The sequence below is a fragment of the Paenibacillus sp. sg306046 genome, from assembly GCF_059821225.1.
In genome coordinates, this window is record NZ_JCAMRT010000003.1 from 104533 (window position 1) to 122619 (window position 18087).

The following is an 18087-nucleotide window of genomic DNA, read 5'->3' on the forward strand; positions in this document are numbered from 1 at the left end:
CTCAAGCCCTACCGAAGGCCCGAGAGGAGTACAACAGGGGTTATTCCTTATACGATTTATTGATTTCTTCGATAATTTTCGTGCCGCCGCCAGCCAGCCAATCGGCCGACGCCTTCTCAATCGCCGACACCGGCTCCCGGCCCATGATAATCTTGGATACCATTTCCATAAACTTCACATTCAAATTCGCTCCGCTGCGGTTCATCGTCTCCGAATCCAGACCGGCGGCCGGGTTCACCCATTTGTACTTCTCGTTCATGGCAAACATATCACGCATCGTTTTATGATAAGCCGGGTCCTCCCATTTGTACATCTGAATGCCCGGATCGAACGGACGGAAAATCCAGTTGTTGATCAAGTTTTGGCGATCCTTGTCCGCGGCCTCCAGCTTCTCGTACTTGTCGTCCGAAATTTTCTTGTAGTGTACCCCTTCGATGCCGTGCTTGATAAAGTCCGCGCCCTCAGGCGACAAGAAATAGTCAAGCATCATCAAAATGCGGCGCTGCTTCTTCTCGTCAATTTTCGCATTGATGACCTGCTTGTAGAGCATGTCGTAGGTCGGTGTTCCCGTCATGCCTGTCGGCCCCTTCGGAGGCTCAATGGTTTTGATCGCAGCCGTCGGCACCAGCTTCGTCACATTTTTGATCGTATTGTTGTAATCATTCGGATTGACAATCGAGATGCCGACTTTATTGCCCTCGAATTTTTCGATGGTAGAGCGGACTTTATTGACGCCGAAATCTTTGTCCAGTACGCCTTCGTTATACGCTTTGTTCATGAAGGTCAGGAAGTTTTTCCATTCTTGCACCTGCGTCTGGTAAGGCATCAGCTTGCCGTCAACCTCTTTCCACTGGTTCCACAGCCCGAAGCCGGCCTGGATAAACTCAATATCCCGGAGCACATTGGAAGTCGTGTCGATATAAAACGAGAAGCCGACCGTATCCTGCTTGCCATTGCCGTCGGGGTCCTTGGTAGTAAACGCCTTCGCCATTTCATAGAACTCGTCCAGTGTCTTCGGAGCGGTCATACCAAGCTTGTCCAACCAATCCTGGCGAACCGCATACGAATCCCTCGCCTCAGTCAAATAATAAGGCACACCGAGTACTTTGCCCTTCGGATTGAGCAGCTTCAGCGGCGCCTCCGGAATTTTCGCCAAATTCGGATAATCCTTCAGCACAGGCTGAATGTCGTAAAAGATGCCTTGCTTTTTCCACTTGTTGAACTCCGGATGCAATACGTAATAGATGTCCGGAAACTCGTTGGAGGCGGCGATCACGTTCAGCTTCTCTTTGTAATTCGCGAACGGCACCCACTGAATTTTCAGATCGACATTAAACTTCTTGTTCAGCTCCCGAATCATCGGATGATCCTCCGGCCAGCCCCCGCCTTGAAACGACTGCGCCATCCAGTTGATCGTCAGCTTCTCGCTGAGATCGTTGGCGGACGAAACGGCCTCACCGGCCTTCGGCGCAGCGGGCGCCCCGACATTTTGCTTGGAGCAGCCCAGCACCGTACCAAACGATAGCATCAGGGCGCAGCTTACGAGCAGCTTTTTTTTCATAGGTTGATCCCCTTTCCAGTCATCAGCGATTCAGCTACCTCCTCATCATAGAGGATTTGCGGACAAACCGCTTTACCCGATTCTCTGATTTCTTATCTGAAAAGGACCCGCTCCTACGTAAAAACTATTTCTTGCTGCTCAGGTAGGCGGCTTTATACTCCTCCATCATCTTATCTTGGCCTGCTCGCCGATCTGCTGCCCTTTAGCGCGCTTTTGTTTTTCGGCTCCGATACTGCAAGGGCGTCGTCCCGATCACCTTTTTAAACAATTGGATAAAATACGAGCTGTTGCCGAAGCCAACCTCTTGGCCGATGACCTCGACCTGCTTATTCGTCATTTCCAGCAACCGGCATGCCTGCTTCATCCGTCTCGCTGTCAAATAGTCCGTAATGCTGCTGCCCGTCTCCTGCCGGAATACGCGGGACATATAGTTGGGAGACAGATGCGTCTCCTCCGCCAGCCGGGCCAGGCTCACGTCCTCCCGGTAATGCTCCTCGATCCAGCGCATGACCGTTTCGGAATAGCGGAGCGGCCGCTTCTCCTCCAGCCTGGATTCGGGCAGCAGGTTCAGCATCTGCAGAAACAAAATCGTCAGCTCCTCCAGCGACTCCCCTTTGCCTCTTTGCCTTGCCTGCTCATATTGGCCAAACATCTCCTCCATGCTTTCAACCCGTTCATTCAGCTGAAAGGCATGCGCCTGATTCGGACTCCGCCACATCGCTTCGAAACGCGCATGACGGCCGGGAAAGGACCGAAGCTGCTTCTCCATCAGCAGCGGGTCGGCATAGAAAATTGAACGTACATAAGGGTGCTCCGCGGCTACATCGGCATACACCTGATGCAGCTGGTACGGCTGAAAGAAAAAAAACATGCCCCGCTTGATCTCAAACGTCTGCTGGTTCAGGATGACCGTCCCTTGTCCCTCATGCACAAGCACAAACTCGCAGCATTGATGAAAGTGATAGTACCCTTTATAGTTGTGCGCAATGCGAATTGCGTAATCCCACAGCAAAGACCCGTGTTCAAAATAAACCGGCTCAAACAGTCTGTTCATAGCTCCTCCGCGAAAGATAAGATTCAAACATTTTCCCGTAGTTTAACATAACTTTTGCGGTCGCTCGACCGGATTCCGGTATTCGCCAAAAAACCTTAGTCGCTTAAACACACCGGACTAAGGTTCTTTGGCAATTTGCGGGACGCGCTATTCACAAATCCGTCATCATTCCGTCATCAGTTGGACGCGCACATGGCTCTCCGGAGTCATGTACCTGCCCGACGGTAGCGCTACAATGGAGGTCAAGGAGGGATGACAACCATGTCTGAACCGTACAAGCTGCTGATTGCTGATGAGGACAGCCGCATTCGACGTGTGGTGAAGCTGTATGCGGAAGGAAATGGCGCACGGGTCGAGGAAGCCCTGACAGGCAAGCAAGCATTAATGATGGCGTTGGAACAGCCTTTCGATCTCGTGCTTTTGGACCTCCATTTACCGGAGGTTACCGGTGCAGAAGTGTGTCGGCTGCTTCGGATGACGAAGCCGACGCCTGTCATTTTACTCAGCCGCGAAGGGCCGGAAAGCGACAAGCTGCTCGGATTTGAAGCCGGCGCCGATGATGTCGTCGTCAAGCCGTTCAGTCCGCGCGAGCTTATGCACCGCGTCCATGCGATTCTCAAACGAACGGCTTTCCCGTTTTTTCCGCAGATTCAAACGGTATCCCCCGAAATTTCGCTGCCGCAGCTGCTGGTGGATCATCGTTCCCGCCGCATTTTGATTCAAGGCCATGAGCTTGCCCTGACCTTAAAGGAATACGAGCTGCTCCGGCATCTGGCTGCGCACGCAGGCGTAACCTTTACCCGCGAAGCGCTCATTCGGGAAATTTGGAAGGTTGAGCCGAGCGGCGACTACCGGACCGTCGATTCCCATATCCGGCGAATCCGCGAAAAAATCGAAGCGGCCGCTCCTCACCTTCACGACCTGATCCGTACGATCTGGGGCGTCGGCTACCGGCTGGATGCACCGCGTATAACAACCGCCTCCCTGCCGCCCATGCCCGCAGGCACACCGCCGGATTAATACGCCTGCATGCGCGGGCGGCTTTTCGCTTGCGCCGAAATGATCCGGCTCCTACTTCTTCTCCGCCAGCCAATCGGTCAACGCTTTGATTTCAGCTTCATTCAGCCTAGACTTGTAGCCGGGCATGCCGCCGCCCCCGCTGCTGATTTTGGCCGCGATTTGCTCGGCGGTCAGCTTGCCGCCCGTCTTCTGCAGATTCGGGCCCATCTTGCCTTGCAGCTGATCGCCGTGACAGGCCAGACAATTGGATTTGTACAGCGCCTGCGCATCCGCTGCGCCCGTCTGCTCCCTCTGCGCCTTCGCCGCTTGCGGCTTCTCCGTGTCCGCGCGGCCGCATGCTGTAACGGCCAGCAGCGAGGCCACCCCTATCGACAACAGAACGAGCTTGGTTACGTTTCCCATAGCTTTCTCCCCCAGTGCTTCGAATTTGCGGTCCTCGTTCAGGCTTGCAGCCAGCCCTTCTCATACGCGTAACGCATAAGCTGCACACGGTTATCCAGATGGAGCTTGTGCAAAATGTTTTTCAAATGATTTTTGACCGTATGCTCGGAAATGTCCAGCGCTTCGGAAATTTCCTTGTTGGAGCAGCCCTTGGCCACACATTCCAAAATTTCCTTCTCCCTGGCGGTCAGCGGCGACTTCTCCGGCACGGTTGTTTTCAGCGACGTGAACTCCTGCAGCAGCCGGACGGCAATTTCTCTGGACATCGGCGCTTCATCAAAGGCGACTGCCCGCAAATATTCATGCCAAGCGGCAGGACTCAAGTTTTTGAGCAAATAGCCCTGCGCTCCGCGCTTGATCGCTTCGAACAAATGCGTAATGTCGCCCGATACGGTCACCATGACAATTTTCACATAAGGAAACCGCTCCTTAATCACCTTCGCTGCCTCCAGTCCATCCATCTCAGGCATGCGGATATCCATCAGAATCAGGTCCGGCATACATGCCTCGGACAGCCGGACCGCCTCCGCCCCGTTAGCGGCCTCGCCCACGAGCTCAAAGCAATCGTCCAGCCCGATAATGTCCTTCATCGCCTCGCGGGCATGCTTGTGATCGTCCGCCAGCATAATACGAATCGGCTGCATTACGCTTCCTCCTTTTGGGTAACCATGACCCGCGTATGCTGATCGTCCCGGCTCAGGCTGAAGCTCCAGTTCATGCTTGCCGCCCGCTCCCGCATCATCGACAGGCCGAAGCCGGCCATGGACTGACCGGCATACTCAGAGGCAAAGCCGCTTCCGTCGTCGCGAATCTCACAGGTCCAGCCCCGCTCGGCCTGCGGCTGATTTTGACCGAGAATCCACACATTCGCCGCCCCCGCATGCTTGTACACGTTCATCATCGCCTCGCGGATCGTCGAATAAAGCTCGATCTTTTCCTTGATCGTCAGGCGGCTCTCGGACAGCGACCAGTCCAGATGGACCTGGATGCCCGTGTCGCGGATAAACTCATCCACCAGATGCTGCAGCGTTTCCATCCACGGCTTCGACGCCGGGGTCGCCGGATAACGCAGGCTGGCAATCGCTTGCCTGACATAGTCATTTACCTCATATACGGTCTTGCGCAAGCTCTGATAGGCGGTGTGTAACGTTTCGGTCAGCATGCCCGGTTGACTTTGCTCCAGGCGGTCCACGCGCACCGAGAGTAAAAACAGCGACTGCGCAATTCCGTCGTGCAGCTCCTGGGCAACCCTCTCGCGCTCCTCCAGCGCGGCCTTCACGGCCCGCTCCTTCTGTAATTCCTCCTGCAGCTCCTCCATCATCGCAAACAGCTTGCGGAGCAAGGTCATCGTCACGATAAACACAAGCAATGGAGCGAGCCAGTTGCCCAGCTCCATCGAGATGTAGGGAAGCAAAAACGTATGCCGCGCATATTCCCACAACCCGATGGTCAGCGTCGGAATGATCAAAATGAGGCTTTTCAAATGCCGGTACATCACGCCGGTTCCCTCCCTCCGTCGTCCTTACCTTCATCTAAACATACCGCCTGCGGACTGACTATGGCTCGGAAGAGCCATTTGCGGCGCTTGGTTTGAACAACCCATGACAAAAACGCCTCCGATCCGCCGTAACACGGAAATGGAGACGTCTTGATCTTTAAGGCCACGCGATCATGCCCGTAAATTCATGCTGCACACCGCCGGAATCGGCAAACCGGACAGTCAGCCGCCAGGAGCCGGCTTCGCTGAAATAGCGGCCTGCAGGCGCTTCATACGTAAATTTATCGAAGCCTTCAAACCCGTACGGGTCCGGTCCGCCGGCGGTCAGCACTAGCGGCCCGATGCTTGCGCCTGCTTCGCCTTGGGTGACGGCATCGGCAGCTCCGGGGAGCGGCCGTGTGACGTATTCCGCCTGATCCGGTGCAGCGGCAGTGCTCGGGCGAGCATAGCTGACGGTCGGCTCCAGCGGCGCACCAAGGCCTGACGGCAGCCAGACGTCCAGCTTGATGGCGGCCTCTCCCCCGCCTGTCGGCTTGGCGCGCAGCGACATATGGGCGGTATCACCCATCACATGCCAATAAACCGGCTCGGCGGCAAAGCTGCCCGACTGCGCGAGCGGCGCCGCCGTTGTGGACAGCAAGCCCGCGATAAGGAGCGCCGCCGAGGCAAGCAGCAGTTCAAGGCGCAGCTTGTCTGCAAAGCGGGCGGCCAGCAGCTCCGGATCGTTGCTCCGTACCTCCCCCTGCGAGCGCAAGAGGCTTCTGCCCTGTACAACCCGGCGGTAGCCGCCTATGCCGACCAGTGTCAGCGCCAGCAGCAGCTTGAACGCTGTTTCCGGCGCTGCCGTACGATCCGGTCCGCTAACACGCAGCCAGACAAACCAGCCGACGACGGCCGCCAGCAGCAGCATCGCGGCGTACGCGCTGCGGGACAGCCGGGCGTAGGCTTCCTGCCAGGCCTGAATGTCCGCATGCGACGGCCTGCGAATCCAGGTAGACATCAGCACGCCCGCCAAGCCGCCCAGCCAGATGCTCCCCGCACCGACATACGCGAGATGGGCGATGAGCTGTCCCCCCAGGCTCTCCGCGCCAGCCGCCGCCGCATCCAGCTCGCGATATGCAAGCGGGAACGAGCCGATCCACAGGAAAGCGAGCAAAAGCTTCACCCATTGGTTGAAGCGCTGGTCCCCCTGCGGGCCATAGGCTACAAGCAGCAGCAGTCCGCTGAGCGCCAGCCGCAGCAGCGCCACCGCGCTGGTGGAGGTCGAGCTGAGCCGTGCAAGCAGCCCGCTGAGCGACACATCCAACGCGAGGCCTGGCATACGCGCCGCGTCAGCCAGCAGCCAGAGCGCGCAGCCGCCTGTCAGCAGGCTGACTGCCAGCGCAGCAAGCGCCACGCGCCGTTCGGCTCGCAGCGTGAAGCCGATCGGCGCCTTGCCTCCGTCAAGCGGGCTGAGCCAGCAGCGGAAGCCAAGCAAGCCGCCGAGCACGAAGGCGGCCAGCACCTCCAGCATCGTAAACAGCTTGCGAATGCTGCTCCGCAAATCAGCTGGCTGCCCATGCTCCTCGGAATGGCCGGCATGTGCCGCCGCTTCGACTGCCGGCTGCCGGTCGACCAGGCTCCCGGCTGCAAGCAGCGTCTCCGTCGGCTGCGACTCGGACGGCCTGATGTCGCCAGGCGCGCCAGAGACAGCCTCACCAGACACAAGCACAAGGCCAGCTTCTGAGCTCGGCGGCCGAATGCCGGCAGCTTGTGCTTGCCCACCGGCAGCGGTGCTCCACCCCAGCAGAAGCACGACAATAGAAGCAGCCAAGCGTATTCGCAGCATCCTTCGTTCACCTTTCCTTCGGCAGCCCCAACCGCAAGCCCGGTCCTTCCTCAGACCCAAGAAACCCCGCAGCTGCCTGTTCATCCTTGTTCAACGTATTTATCTAAGCATATTTCCTTGGCGCTGACTATGGCCCGAACGAGTCATTTTCCGGTCTTCTCCTATCCCGTCATTCGAGGAGACGACGCGATTACAAGCCTTTACTAAACTCCTCCAGGCTTTTTCTTCGCGATTTATAGGTTTTTTTCCAGGTTTGAATGTTCTCCATGTACTCGCTTTTTTTGCCCACATAATAGGTGTATTCCATGCTTTGGCGAATGCTGTCCTTGTAATCTCCGCACGCAAGCTCTGCTTGTGATTTACTGCTGGAGGTCACATTTCCTTTGCAATCGACGACCGATGGAAAGCTGTGGTCCCGGCTCAGCAGGCCTTCCGTCTCGTCCCGAAAGCGCCATCCCTTTTTATAGGCGCACGAATTATAATAGCAGTGCGTATCGTCATACTCGAACGGGCCAACCACCTGCTCCAGCCGTTTATCAATGATCTTCTCGATGGCCTCCATCGTGGTCTCCGCATGCTGGATATACGCATCAAGCTTTTTCACGTAAATTGTGAAATAAGGCGATTCCACCCGCGTTGCGGCAAAGCTGTCCATCATAATTTGTGTAGCAAGCAGCGTCAAATTAAATCCCGCGCCAAACATAAAGACCGGGAAGCTCCAGATCGAATGAGCGTGGTCCTGAATCGTCGTCAAGCAAACCTGCAGTGGATAATTCGGAGATAATGCCTTTTCCAGCGTTTCTTTAAACAGATTAAAGTATTCCTCGGTTTCGGGCGTTGCCACTCCCATTCCCCATGCTGAATTGTACGCTCCCAGCCACCAGTCGTAATACGTCAGAAATTCATTCATCGCGATATTGATATCGTGTCGTGTGAACAGCTCCTGTACGCTTTCCTCCATCGTAGCGTGATCCTTCGGCGGCTTTCGAATTCTAGGCGCCAGATATCGGGTGAAAATCGTATGCAGGACAGCGACGCCTCCCGCCAGAGGCAAGCCCAGACCGGGAATACCGAAGCATGCGATTTCGGTAAAGGTCAGCGAGCACTCCACCAGGGTAATGGCACCATCCTCGGGTACGCCGGAAGCCTGCATGCGCAAGGGCGCTGCAGTCGCGGGCCGAGCTTCGGCAAGCCGTACCTCGCCATGCTCGGGATGAATCTGTACATAAGGAAAACTGATCAGCACGACCGCTTTGTCCGTTTCACGCAAATAGACGAGTGTCCCGCGGTCCATCCCATTCCATGGCTGCTCCAGTCCTGTTACCACTTCTCTTGTCATCGTTTCGCCGTGCAGCAGCGGAAACTTCTCGGCCATAGCCTCGCGAGTCAGCCGTATACGCCTTCTCAGAGCCTTTGCTACGTCAGCGGAAAACGAAGCTAAATAAACCTCAGGGTCGGCAAGCTCCGGCTTCGCATCCGCAGGACTGCCCCTCATCTCCTCGTCATCGGCCAGTCCGTCAAGCTGCTTCCCGGATAGGTGCAAATAGTTCTCATAGTAGGCATTCGCCGCTTCGCGATTCCGTGCTTCCATAAGGGTAACGATAAGGGCCGGAGTAGACATGCTCTTAGGCTCCCTCCTTCTTGTCGGCCAAGTCGAGCTTAATATTGGCCAGTGCAACTTGACAAACATCGGCAGCAACAAAACGCGACAGCCGCTGCTGGATGATTGTGCCGGAGAAATCCTTTCCTTCATATGTAAATTCTTTGACGTAGGTATAGAGTAAGGAGCAGTCCTTGGTCTGGTTAAACAGCTTCATCAGCCCGTCAATGACTGTTTGCTTGATGGTGAAGTCGATGGACTGCGGCGTGCTCAGCTCTTTCATGTAAATCATAAAGTAGATTTGTCCGTCAATAGAGGGATTGTACGTCTTCACATAATTGGACATGCGCTCCCACAAATCTGAGTCAGGCACACTGTCCCATGCCCTTAGGAGCTCCCTGATCATGACTCGCTGCTCCTCCGGCAGCTCCTTGACCGCCTTGTCGTCAGTCTTGTTTCGCGATAATTGAATCAGCGCGGCAATCAAGCTTGCTGCAGATGTTGCAACCCCGGCCGCACCGACGATGAGGCCAAAAACGGAGCTAAGAAACTTGTGCCGGCATATGAAGGGACCCTTTTCTTTTCTTCCGGACGACTTTAATCTTTTTTTTATGTCCTTCAGAACCTGATCTGTACGTTTCTCGTAGGCCTCCAGCTTCTGCTTAACCTGCGTCAGCTCATGCTCAAGCCTAGTATCCCCCTTCTCACGAACCGATTCGAGCTCCTTTTGAAACATCTCGACTTCCTTGGCATTCGGTTCATAACTGCCCTCAAGCTGATTCAGCTGCTTGTCCATTGTCTCAAGCTGCAGTTGGAGGTCAAGATTACCCTCAACCTCTTTAAAGGTTTCTTGCATACTAAGGTTGATCTCGTGATGAGTATGGATATCCGTTTCTCCAAAGTGAGCGCGAACAGGACTTTCTTTGGCCATTTCCTCGATTTCAATCCGTTCCTCCTCTGGACTTCTTCTCTCTTCTCTCTCGAGATGCAGCTCCGGTAATTTGATTTCTCTAGCCATGTCAACGCTCCTTAACATTAAGATACGGGCAGCTTGTAAAACAGCTGCTGAGCAAGCGAAGCGATGAGGAATCGCATTCATGCGCCACTCGCTGCTACGCTGATTATAAAGCGGCGTGTTTAAGATCTGTTTAAGTCGCGGTCAACAAAATTTGAGCAGGCTCCGCAGCCAGACCCAGCTCTTCATGCAACGCGTCAAGGTGACGGGGCATCCGTTCAAGGCGCTTGCTGACAGAGCAAAACCGGCTGAGCGTACGTCTCGCCGGCTTCGCCTTCTCGATTATTCCCTTTGAACAGCTCGTTCGCCTGTGCTTGCAGTCATTCTGAATGCGATAGCTTGAGCATCTCCGGCTCCATGCACAGACTGCGTATTCGGGGATAGCTGTCCTGTCGTCAAGCTTCAGCAGGGGCTGCGCGGCGTTCCACTTGCATGCCGCCTACTCCGCGTTCACGCTGATCCCCCGGTCCTTGAACAATTGCCGGAAATACGTCTGATTGTACAGCATGCTCGGATGCTCAGGATGGTAGGCGAGCGCAATCTCGTTATGCTCGTTCGCCAGCTCGAATTGGCCGAGCCGATCATAGCAGAGGCAAAGCTGCAGATGAGGCAGCCACGTCGTATGCACCCGGTTCACCAGCGCCATGCTCGACTCGTTATGACCGGCTGCAACGGCCGCCTTGAACCAGTAGATCGCCTGCTCATAGCGGCTGTCCTCCAGAAACCGTCCGCCCAGCGCACAGCAAAATTCCGGTCGCGGCGCATCGTAGCCGAGCGTCCGGCACCACGACTCAAGCTGCTTATCCTTGTTGCCCAGACTTCCATGACATTCCGCCAGCCGCATGCAAGCCTGAATGTTGTCCTCAATCCATCCTTGCTTGCCCTGCAAAAACTGCTCATAATACCGGATCGCCTTCTCATGCTGGGCGTGCTCCCGCAGCTCGTTGGCGAAGTAAAACTGGTCACGCGGGGAAAACTGCTCGCCCGCCTGCTCGCGCCGGGTATAAATTTGCAAATTCCGATCCGTGTACACCTTGTTTTTGCTATGCGTAATGCCTGCCTCACTGTGCTGGATATGCCCGCCTACGGCAAGATATTCGTGCACAGGGCCGATCCATTGAAAGTTGCGGTCCCGGCGGACAAGCCGGTTGCGGCGCAGGCTGGAGGTCACCTGGCCCGCGCCGTCGAAGGCGAGGTAATACGGCATCGTCACACTGTCAACGTCAAGCGTCAGCGTTTTTTTCAGCTTGAGAAACAGCTGCCGGTCCTTTTCCTGAATCAGATCGTCCGCATCCAGCCACAGCACATACCGCTTGGTCGCCTTGCTGAAGGCGAAGTTGCGCGCCGCCGAAAAATCGTCGATCCACTCAAAATCAAAAATCCTGTCCGTATATCGCGCGGCGATTTCCTTCGTCCGGTCCGTCGAGCCGGTATCGACGATGACGATTTCATCAGCGATACCCGCCACCGTATCCAGACATCGCGCCAGACCGTCCTCCTCGTTCCGGACAATCATACACAAGCTGATCGTAATCATTTACACATGTCCTCCCCCAGGCTCCTGATCCGGCGGCCGGAAGCCGTCTGTCCTTCTGTAGAACCCGCCCGATCCAATTGAACCGACAACGGGTGACTCGGACGACCCGTCCACGTCCATGTGCCGGTCTTCCTGCCGGAAGGTCAGCGCCGCTAACGCCTTGATCCGCTCGTCATCCCAGCGTTCATCCTGCCGCAGCCACCCCACATAATCGCAGACGGCCCGGTCAAAGGCAAACCGGTACGGCCCCTCATCCCCCGAGCCCGATCCCGAGCCCGTTTCCGTTGCTAATTCCGCTCCCGTTCCCGGCCCGGCCTCCCCGCCTTCGGCGCGCTCCGCATCCTCCGGATACCGGAACACATGCGGCGTATACCAGGCCGCGATCGTCCGAGTTGCATCCGTCGAGCCGCAATCCACAACGACCAGCTGATCAGCATACGTTGCTGCCGAATCCAGCGCGGCCCGCAGAGTCGGCTCCGCATTGCGCGTAATGACACACAGGCTGACCGTCGCCTTCGGCTTGTAGATGAGCCGGTGAATATCTTCGCCCCATTTGGCCGCAGCGCGGGCGCGATTTTGCTCCAGCAGCATGTTCAGGTTAAAATCCTGCAGGCTGTGCATCGTCGCATGACCGATGTGATGGACAAAGGAATCGTGTACCACACGCAGCGAATAGCCGGCCTGCAGCGCACGCAGACACAAATCATCGTCCTCGTAATTGCCGAGACCGAACCGCTCGTCGAAGCCGCCGATTTCGTCAAGCAGGCTTCGACGAGCCAGCAGGCAAAAGCCGACCAGACGGCGCACCTCGGTATAGCAGCCTTCATGGTCGCGCACATGCGCCCGGGCGAAGTCGTCCAGCTCGTGCAAATGCGTGTACGGAACCGGGATACACTGGTGCCCGCTGCAATAGTTCGTCACCGGCCCCACCAGACCGACGCGCTCCTCCTCATTCAGCACCCGAAGCAGCGCATCCAGCCAGTGCCGGGTCACAATCGTATCGTTATTCAGAAATAAAAGCTGCTCCCCCCGCGCCAGGGCGGCCCCTTGGTTGCAGCCTTTGGCGAAGCCGAGATTTTCCCCGTTCTCCAGCAGCAGCACATCCGGCTGCGTGCGCAGGTAAGGCACCGTACCGTCCGTCGAGCCATTGTCCACCACGATCAGCTCGTAGTCCTCCGTATGCTGGCGAATGCTCTGCAGGCATTTGGCCGTCAAGGGCAGCTGGTTATGCGTCAAAATGACGATACTCGTCGTCATGAGCGTCCCTCCTCGTCGTTCGCCTCCGGCAGCGGCTCCACCAGCAGTTCGGCGGCCAGCGCTTCCCTTGGCAGCAGCGGCGACATATCTTCGACGGGCCGCCGCACCATCAGCTTCGGACTAACCGTCGTGTGCAGTTCCAGCCGGACATCGACCAGGAAGCAGCCCGGCGACTTCAGGACCGGATCAAGCGCTTGCTCCGCTTCCTCCATCGTCGTCACCCGCAGCGCAGGAAGACCGAAGGCGGCCGCGACCTGCACCAGATCAGGGCAGCCGTAGCCTTCAACCGTGGACTGCTGCCGACCGTCAAAGTACATGTCCTGAAATTGCCGCACCATGCCAAGATTACGGTTATTCATCACCCAAATTTTAATGGGCAGCCCCAGCCGGGCGATTGTATGCAGCTCCTGCACATTCACCTGGATGCCGCCATCCCCGGCAATGACAAGCACCTGCCGTTCCGGCGCAGCCAGCGCGGCTCCAATCGCGGCGGGCAGCGCAAAGCCCATCGCCCCCATGCCGCCGGCATTCAGCAGCCGCTGACCCTCCCGCAGCCGGAACGATTGGCTGGCCCACATCTGATGCTGGCCGACGTCCAGCACGATCAGATCGCCGTCGCCGCTGCGCGCGGACAGCAGCTCCATGAAGCGATTCGGCTCGATAGCCCCCGTAGCCGGAAGCGGCTCGCCGCTCGGGTAGTTGCTGCGGCTGCGCGCGATCACAGCCCGCCATGCGGCGAAATCCGGCAGGCCAGCGGCGCTGACGGCCGCGTTGGCCCCGGCGGCGGGTTCAGTGGCGGACGCCTTTGCGGCAGCCGAAGCAGCGGCGACACGCCCGGCAAGCGCTCGATTCAGCTGCTGCAGGAAGGAGCGGACATCCGCCCGGATCGTCAGGTCGGTCTTGACCGGGCCGTACGTCTGCACGTCCTCCACGTCCACCTGCACCTTGATCGCCTTGCGCGCGAACGTATCCGGCCTTGTCCCCGTCTGCCGGGTATCAAGCCGCGAACCAAGCACAAGCAGGAAGTCGCTGTTGGCGACGGCCAAATTGCTGTAGCGATGCCCGTACGAGCCGATCAGCCCGACGCCCAGCGGATGTGTGCCGGGCAGCGCATCCAGACCAAGCAGCGAGCTGACCACGGGAATGCCCGTCAGCTCGGCCAGCTCACGCAGCTCGGCTGCCGCATCGGCCGCCCGGACGCCGCCGCCGGCCAAGATGAGCGGCCGTTCAGCAGCGTCCAGATAAGCCATCACCTGCCGGATTTCCTCAGCCGCACAAGGCCGCCGGAAATTCGCGTAGCCGCGAAATTCCTCGCTGTCGAAGAAGCTGTCGAGCGTATCCGGCTTAATATCGGCCCGCTGAATATTCATCGGGATATCCAGCAGCACCGGTCCCGGCCGTCCATGCCCGGCGACAAATACCGCCTTCTCCAGCGCATAGCGGATGCGCCGGGCATCGGTAATCAGCTCCGCCCACTTCACAATCGGCTGCACGATGCTGACGATATCCGTCTCCTGGAAGCCGACCTGCCGGACAGGACGGTTGAATTTGTATTCATACGTATTGACCTGGCCCGTAATAAACAGGCAAGGCACCGAATCGAAGTAGCAGCTGCCGACGCCGGTCAGCAAATTGAGCGCCCCCGGCCCGCTTGTGCCGAGCGCGACGCCCAGCTTGCCGTTGATGCGGCTGTACCCTTCGGCGGCAAAGGCGGCGGCCTGCTCGTGATGCATGGATACGCAATGAATATCGGAGCGATCATAGGTCGCGTCCAGCAGATGCACAATGGCGCCGCCGGTCATTTCGAACAAATGCCGGATGCCCAGTCCGCTTATATAGTCAATCACATAATCAGCCAGCTTCACCCGTCTAACCTCCCCGGCTCCTTCGTAGCGTCCGTACGTTGGCTGCTTCGCTCAGCTGACGCGTCCGAGCCGCGCGCTGCGGCGACGCCAGACGTTGCGGTGGTGATGCTGAACGCTGCCTCAGCGACGCCAGACGTTGTGCGCGATCCGGCGATAAGCGAGCAAGCTGCCGTGTAAGCCCCCAGCTGCTGCAAGCATACCGCGCGCATATCTTCCCCTCGCTCGTAAGCCCGGTACCAGTCCACCGTGCGGGCAAGCGCCTCCTCGACACGCCAGGCCGGCCGCCAGCCGAGCCGCTGCGCAGCTTTCGAGCTGTCCAGCTTGAGCTGTCCGGCCTCATGCAGGTGCGCGCCGTCGCTGGAGGTCAGCTCATAAAACGAGTTGTCGCCCCACAGCTCGCCGAGCTTCGCGACCAGCCAGCCGACGGTTGCAACCGCCTCGTCCGCCGGACCGAAATTCCACGCCTCCCCGCTGGATTCACCCTGCTCCACCAGCTGCTGTGCCAGCAGCAAGTAGCCGCGCAGCGGCTCCAGCACATGCTGCCAGGGCCGGGTTGCCCACGGAAAGCGAATGGACAGCTTGCCGCTGCCGCCGCTCAGCAGCGCACGCATGCATGCCGGAATAATCCGGTCCTCCGAGCCGTCGCCGCCGCCGATCACATTGCCCGCTCGCGCCGTCGCCACGGCCACGCCGCGGGCCGCATCATCCGGGCTGTTGAAATAGCTGCTGCGGTACGCCGCCGTGACCAGCTCCGCGCATGCCTTGCTGTTTGAATACGGATCGAAGCCGCCGAGCCGGTCGGTCTCGCGGTAGCCCCACTCCCACTCCTGATTTTCATAGCATTTATCGGTCGTCACGTTGACGACCGCCTGAATCGGCGCGCCTTCCCCCGCAGCGATTCGCACGGCATCCAGCACATGGACCGTGCCCAGCACGTTAGTCCCGAACGTTTCCACCGGATGCGCGTACCCGTAACGGACAAGCGGCTGCGCAGCCATATGAATAATGATCCGGGGCTGCGTCTCCCGCACAGCCTGCAGCACAGCCGACCGGTCCCGGATATCTGCGGTCAGCGAGCGTATGCCGCGGTCCAGCCCGCACAGCGTATACAAGTCAGGCTCACCGTCAGACGGCAGCGCTAGGCCCGTCACATCAGCCTCCAGCTGCTGCAGCCAGAGGGTGAGCCAGCTTCCCTTGAACCCGGTATGCCCGGTCACCAGCACCTTTTGGCCCGACCAGAACGAACGGCTTGGCTTCACGTGTCACCCGTCCCTTTTCCAGGAGGCATTGCCCGTTTTCCACAGTTCCTCCAGATAAATTTTGTCGCGCAGCGTGTCCATCGGATGCCAGAAGCCCGTATGCCGGTAGGCCATCAGCTGACCGGACCGTGCCAGCGATTCCAGCGGCTCCTTCTCCCACACCGCATGGTCCCCTTCGATCAAGTCAAGCACTTCCGGCTGCAGAACAAAAAATCCGCCGTTCACCCAGCCGCCGTCGCCCTGCGGTTTTTCCTGAAAGCCCAGCACCTCGCGTTCCTCCGAAAGCCGCAGCGCGCCGAAGCGGCCGATCGGCTGAGTGGCCGTGACCGTCGCCAAGCGCCCGTGTCCGGTATGAAACGCGACCAGCTTCCCGATATCGACATCGGAGAGCCCGTCCCCGTACGTCAGCATAAAGGGCTGCTCGCCCAAATAATTGCGGATACGCTTCAAGCGGCCGCCGGTCATCGTATCCTGTCCCGTATCGACCAGCGTCACCTTCCAAGGGTCCAAATACCGATTGTGAACCGTCACTTTATTGGTGTCGCCGCTGAAATCAAATGTCACATCAGAGCCGTACAGGTGGTAATGGGCGAAATATTCCTTAATGACATTGCCTTTGTAGCCAAGACATAACACAAACTCCCGGAAGCCATGCTTCGAATAAATATTCATGATATGCCATAGCAAAGGCTTGTCGCCGATCTCAATCATCGGCTTCGGCTTCAGATGCGTTTCCTCGCTGATTCGAGTGCCGTAGCCGCCAGCCAAAATGACTACCTTCACGTTGATCCGCCCCCTCCCAGCAGCTCGTGCAGCACATCGGCTACATACTGCAGCATCTCGGGCGTCAGCCCCGGATACAGCCCGATCCAGAACGTCCGGTTCATAATCCGGTCTGTATTCGGCAGCTCGCCCTCGGTGCGGCAGGTTATATGCCGGTAAGCCGGCTGACGCAGCAAATTGCCTGCAAACAGCAGCCGGGTACCGATCCGGCGTTTCTCCAGCGCCCGCACAAGCTCGTTGCGTGAAAGCGGAGCCCCCTCCCGCAGCGTCAGCGGGAATCCGAACCAGCTCGGCTCGCTCCCCTTCGTCGCCTCAGGCAGCAGCAGCCGATCCTTCAGCGGCTGCAGCGCCGCCTGCAAATAGGCAAAATTGCTTTTGCGGCTCGCAATAAATCCATCCAGCTTCTGTAGCTGCGCCACACCCAGCGCCGCCTGCATGTCCGTTACCTTCAGATTGTATCCGATATGGCTGTACGTGTACTTGTGATCATAACCGAGCGGCAGCTCGCCGTGCTGCCAGTCAAACCGTTTTCCGCAGGAATTGTCCTTGCCCGGCTCACACCAGCAGTCCCTCCCCCAATCGCGAAAGGACTCCACAATTTTCCGCAGCTTGGGCGAAGACGTCAGCACAGCTCCCCCCTCGCCCATCGTCAGATGATGCGCCGGATAAAAGCTGACGGTTGCCAGATCACCGAAGGAGCCGACCTTGCGCCCTTCATATAACGCGCCAACAGCATCACACGTATCTTCGATCAGCCACAGCCCGTGCTGGTCAGCGATCCGCTTGACCTCCTTCAGATCAAATGGATTGCCCAGCGTATGCGCGAGGATGATGGCTTTCGTTTTCGGACCGACAGCCGCTTCCAGCTGTGCCGTATCCACGTTGTACGTCGGCAGAGCTATGTCCACAAATACGGGAATGAGGCCGTATTGCAGCAGCGGGTTCACCGTTGTCGGAAATCCGGCGGCCACGGTGATGACCTCATCGCCGGGAAGCAGCCTGCGTTCGCCCAGCTGCGGGGACGTAAGCGCAGCAAGCGCGAGCAAATTGGCGCTGGAGCCGGAATTGGTCAGCAGCGCAAACCGGACCTCCATAAATCTGGCGAATTCACGCTCGAACTGGCGCGCATAACGATCAGCCGTCAGCGTAAAATCCAGCGAGGCGTCGACCAGCCGCACAACCTCCTCCTGATCAAACACTTTGCCGCTGACAGGAATATAGTCCATGCCCGGCTGAAACGTTTTGTCCGGCCATTGCTGGTCGTAATAGGCGGCCGTCAGCTCCAGAATTTGCTTTCTCAGTTGTTGTGCAAGACTAACGCTCATCCGCATGAATCCCCCTACCGTCACTTCATAATTACAGGTATATG

The 18087-nt window shown here is 57.9% G+C and carries 16 protein-coding genes; 2 read left to right on the plus strand and 14 right to left on the minus strand.

The genetic code is table 11. The features are described 5' to 3' along the window. Positions 1 to 40: 40 nt before the first annotated feature. Positions 41 to 1561, minus strand: a complete 1521-nt coding sequence (locus tag AC6ROY_RS04015; RefSeq protein WP_500098716.1) for an extracellular solute-binding protein — start codon at positions 1559 to 1561, stop codon at positions 41 to 43. Positions 1562 to 1763: 202 nt separating this feature from the next. Next, positions 1764 to 2555, minus strand: coding sequence for an AraC family transcriptional regulator (locus AC6ROY_RS04020; RefSeq protein ID WP_500098909.1), 792 nt, complete (start codon positions 2553 to 2555; stop codon positions 1764 to 1766). On the opposite strand from AC6ROY_RS04020, the gene AC6ROY_RS04025 reads away from it, so the two are divergent. Both AC6ROY_RS04025 and AC6ROY_RS04030 read left to right on the plus strand, forming a co-directional pair. Further along, positions 2510 to 2617 carry a hypothetical protein gene (locus AC6ROY_RS04025; RefSeq protein ID WP_500098910.1) on the plus strand — a complete coding sequence of 36 codons (108 nt, stop codon included), beginning with the start codon at positions 2510 to 2512 and terminating at the stop codon, positions 2615 to 2617. The genes AC6ROY_RS04020 and AC6ROY_RS04025 overlap by 46 nt on opposite strands. 259 nt (positions 2618 to 2876) lie before the next feature. Continuing rightward, the gene (locus AC6ROY_RS04030) at positions 2877 to 3635 is read left to right on the plus strand and encodes a response regulator transcription factor (RefSeq protein WP_500098717.1); all 759 of its coding nucleotides are present in this window, start codon (positions 2877 to 2879) and stop codon (positions 3633 to 3635) included. 51 nt (positions 3636 to 3686) lie between these two features. Here AC6ROY_RS04030 and AC6ROY_RS04035 read toward each other — a convergent pair whose 3' ends face one another. From AC6ROY_RS04035 to rfbH, 12 genes are all read right to left on the minus strand, one after another. Continuing rightward, positions 3687 to 4037 carry a c-type cytochrome gene (locus AC6ROY_RS04035; protein ID WP_500098718.1) on the minus strand — a complete coding sequence of 117 codons (351 nt, stop codon included), beginning with the start codon at positions 4035 to 4037 and terminating at the stop codon, positions 3687 to 3689. A gap of 38 nt (positions 4038 to 4075) precedes the next feature. After that, on the minus strand, positions 4076 to 4720 hold the full coding sequence (locus tag AC6ROY_RS04040) for a response regulator (protein WP_500098719.1): 645 nt from the start codon (positions 4718 to 4720) through the stop codon (positions 4076 to 4078). After that, positions 4720 to 5571: a sensor histidine kinase gene (locus AC6ROY_RS04045; RefSeq protein ID WP_500098911.1), complete on the minus strand. Its 852-nt coding sequence runs from the start codon at positions 5569 to 5571 to the stop codon at positions 4720 to 4722. Before AC6ROY_RS04045 ends, AC6ROY_RS04040 begins: the two co-directional genes overlap by 1 nt. Before the next feature lie 160 nt (positions 5572 to 5731). Further along, on the minus strand, positions 5732 to 7402 hold the full coding sequence (locus tag AC6ROY_RS04050; protein WP_500098720.1) for a hypothetical protein: 1671 nt from the start codon (positions 7400 to 7402) through the stop codon (positions 5732 to 5734). Between the two features lie 190 nt (positions 7403 to 7592). Then, positions 7593 to 9023 carry a hypothetical protein gene (locus AC6ROY_RS04055; protein WP_500098721.1) on the minus strand — a complete coding sequence of 477 codons (1431 nt, stop codon included), beginning with the start codon at positions 9021 to 9023 and terminating at the stop codon, positions 7593 to 7595. 4 nt (positions 9024 to 9027) lie between these two features. Next, positions 9028 to 10020, minus strand: coding sequence for a hypothetical protein (locus AC6ROY_RS04060; RefSeq protein WP_500098722.1), 993 nt, complete (start codon positions 10018 to 10020; stop codon positions 9028 to 9030). Between the two features lie 436 nt (positions 10021 to 10456). Beyond that, positions 10457 to 11554 (minus strand): glycosyltransferase family 2 protein, encoded by a 1098-nt coding sequence (locus AC6ROY_RS04065; protein WP_500098723.1) that lies wholly within the window; start codon positions 11552 to 11554, stop codon positions 10457 to 10459. Continuing rightward, positions 11555 to 12811: a glycosyltransferase family 2 protein gene (locus AC6ROY_RS04070; protein ID WP_500098725.1), complete on the minus strand. Its 1257-nt coding sequence runs from the start codon at positions 12809 to 12811 to the stop codon at positions 11555 to 11557. It abuts the gene before it with no gap. Then, entirely contained in the window at positions 12808 to 14676 is a 1869-nt protein-coding gene (locus tag AC6ROY_RS04075) for a thiamine pyrophosphate-binding protein (protein ID WP_500098726.1), read from the minus strand. Before AC6ROY_RS04075 ends, AC6ROY_RS04070 begins: the two co-directional genes overlap by 4 nt. Then, entirely contained in the window at positions 14673 to 15935 is a 1263-nt protein-coding gene (gene rfbG / locus AC6ROY_RS04080; RefSeq protein ID WP_500098728.1) for a CDP-glucose 4,6-dehydratase, read from the minus strand. Before rfbG ends, AC6ROY_RS04075 begins: the two co-directional genes overlap by 4 nt. Positions 15936 to 15938: 3 nt before the next feature. Further along, positions 15939 to 16718 carry a glucose-1-phosphate cytidylyltransferase gene (rfbF, locus tag AC6ROY_RS04085; RefSeq protein WP_500098730.1) on the minus strand — a complete coding sequence of 260 codons (780 nt, stop codon included), beginning with the start codon at positions 16716 to 16718 and terminating at the stop codon, positions 15939 to 15941. After that, entirely contained in the window at positions 16715 to 18043 is a 1329-nt protein-coding gene (gene rfbH / locus AC6ROY_RS04090; RefSeq protein ID WP_500098731.1) for a lipopolysaccharide biosynthesis protein RfbH, read from the minus strand. The genes rfbF and rfbH overlap by 4 nt, the downstream gene beginning before the upstream one ends. Between the last annotated feature and the right edge of the window lie 44 nt (positions 18044 to 18087).

Bases quoted from the DNA above. Each gene is read 5' to 3' on its own strand.
- AC6ROY_RS04015 (WP_500098716.1), bottom strand. From the start codon at position 1,561: ATGAAAAAAAAGCTGCTCGTAAGCTGCGCCCTGATGCTATCGTTTGGT.
- AC6ROY_RS04070 (WP_500098725.1), bottom strand. From the start codon at position 12,811: ATGACGACGAGTATCGTCATTTTGACGCATAACCAGCTGCCCTTGACG.
- AC6ROY_RS04065 (WP_500098723.1), bottom strand. From the start codon at position 11,554: ATGATTACGATCAGCTTGTGTATGATTGTCCGGAACGAGGAGGACGGT.
- AC6ROY_RS04055 (WP_500098721.1), bottom strand. From the start codon at position 9,023: ATGTCTACTCCGGCCCTTATCGTTACCCTTATGGAAGCACGGAATCGC.
- AC6ROY_RS04050 (WP_500098720.1), bottom strand. From the start codon at position 7,402: ATGCTGCGAATACGCTTGGCTGCTTCTATTGTCGTGCTTCTGCTGGGG.
- AC6ROY_RS04045 (WP_500098911.1), bottom strand. From the start codon at position 5,571: ATGTACCGGCATTTGAAAAGCCTCATTTTGATCATTCCGACGCTGACC.
- AC6ROY_RS04060 (WP_500098722.1), bottom strand. From the start codon at position 10,020: ATGGCTAGAGAAATCAAATTACCGGAGCTGCATCTCGAGAGAGAAGAG.
- AC6ROY_RS04035 (WP_500098718.1), bottom strand. From the start codon at position 4,037: ATGGGAAACGTAACCAAGCTCGTTCTGTTGTCGATAGGGGTGGCCTCG.
- rfbH (WP_500098731.1), bottom strand. From the start codon at position 18,043: ATGAGCGTTAGTCTTGCACAACAACTGAGAAAGCAAATTCTGGAGCTG.
- AC6ROY_RS04040 (WP_500098719.1), bottom strand. From the start codon at position 4,720: ATGCAGCCGATTCGTATTATGCTGGCGGACGATCACAAGCATGCCCGC.
- AC6ROY_RS04030 (WP_500098717.1), top strand. From the start codon at position 2,877: ATGTCTGAACCGTACAAGCTGCTGATTGCTGATGAGGACAGCCGCATT.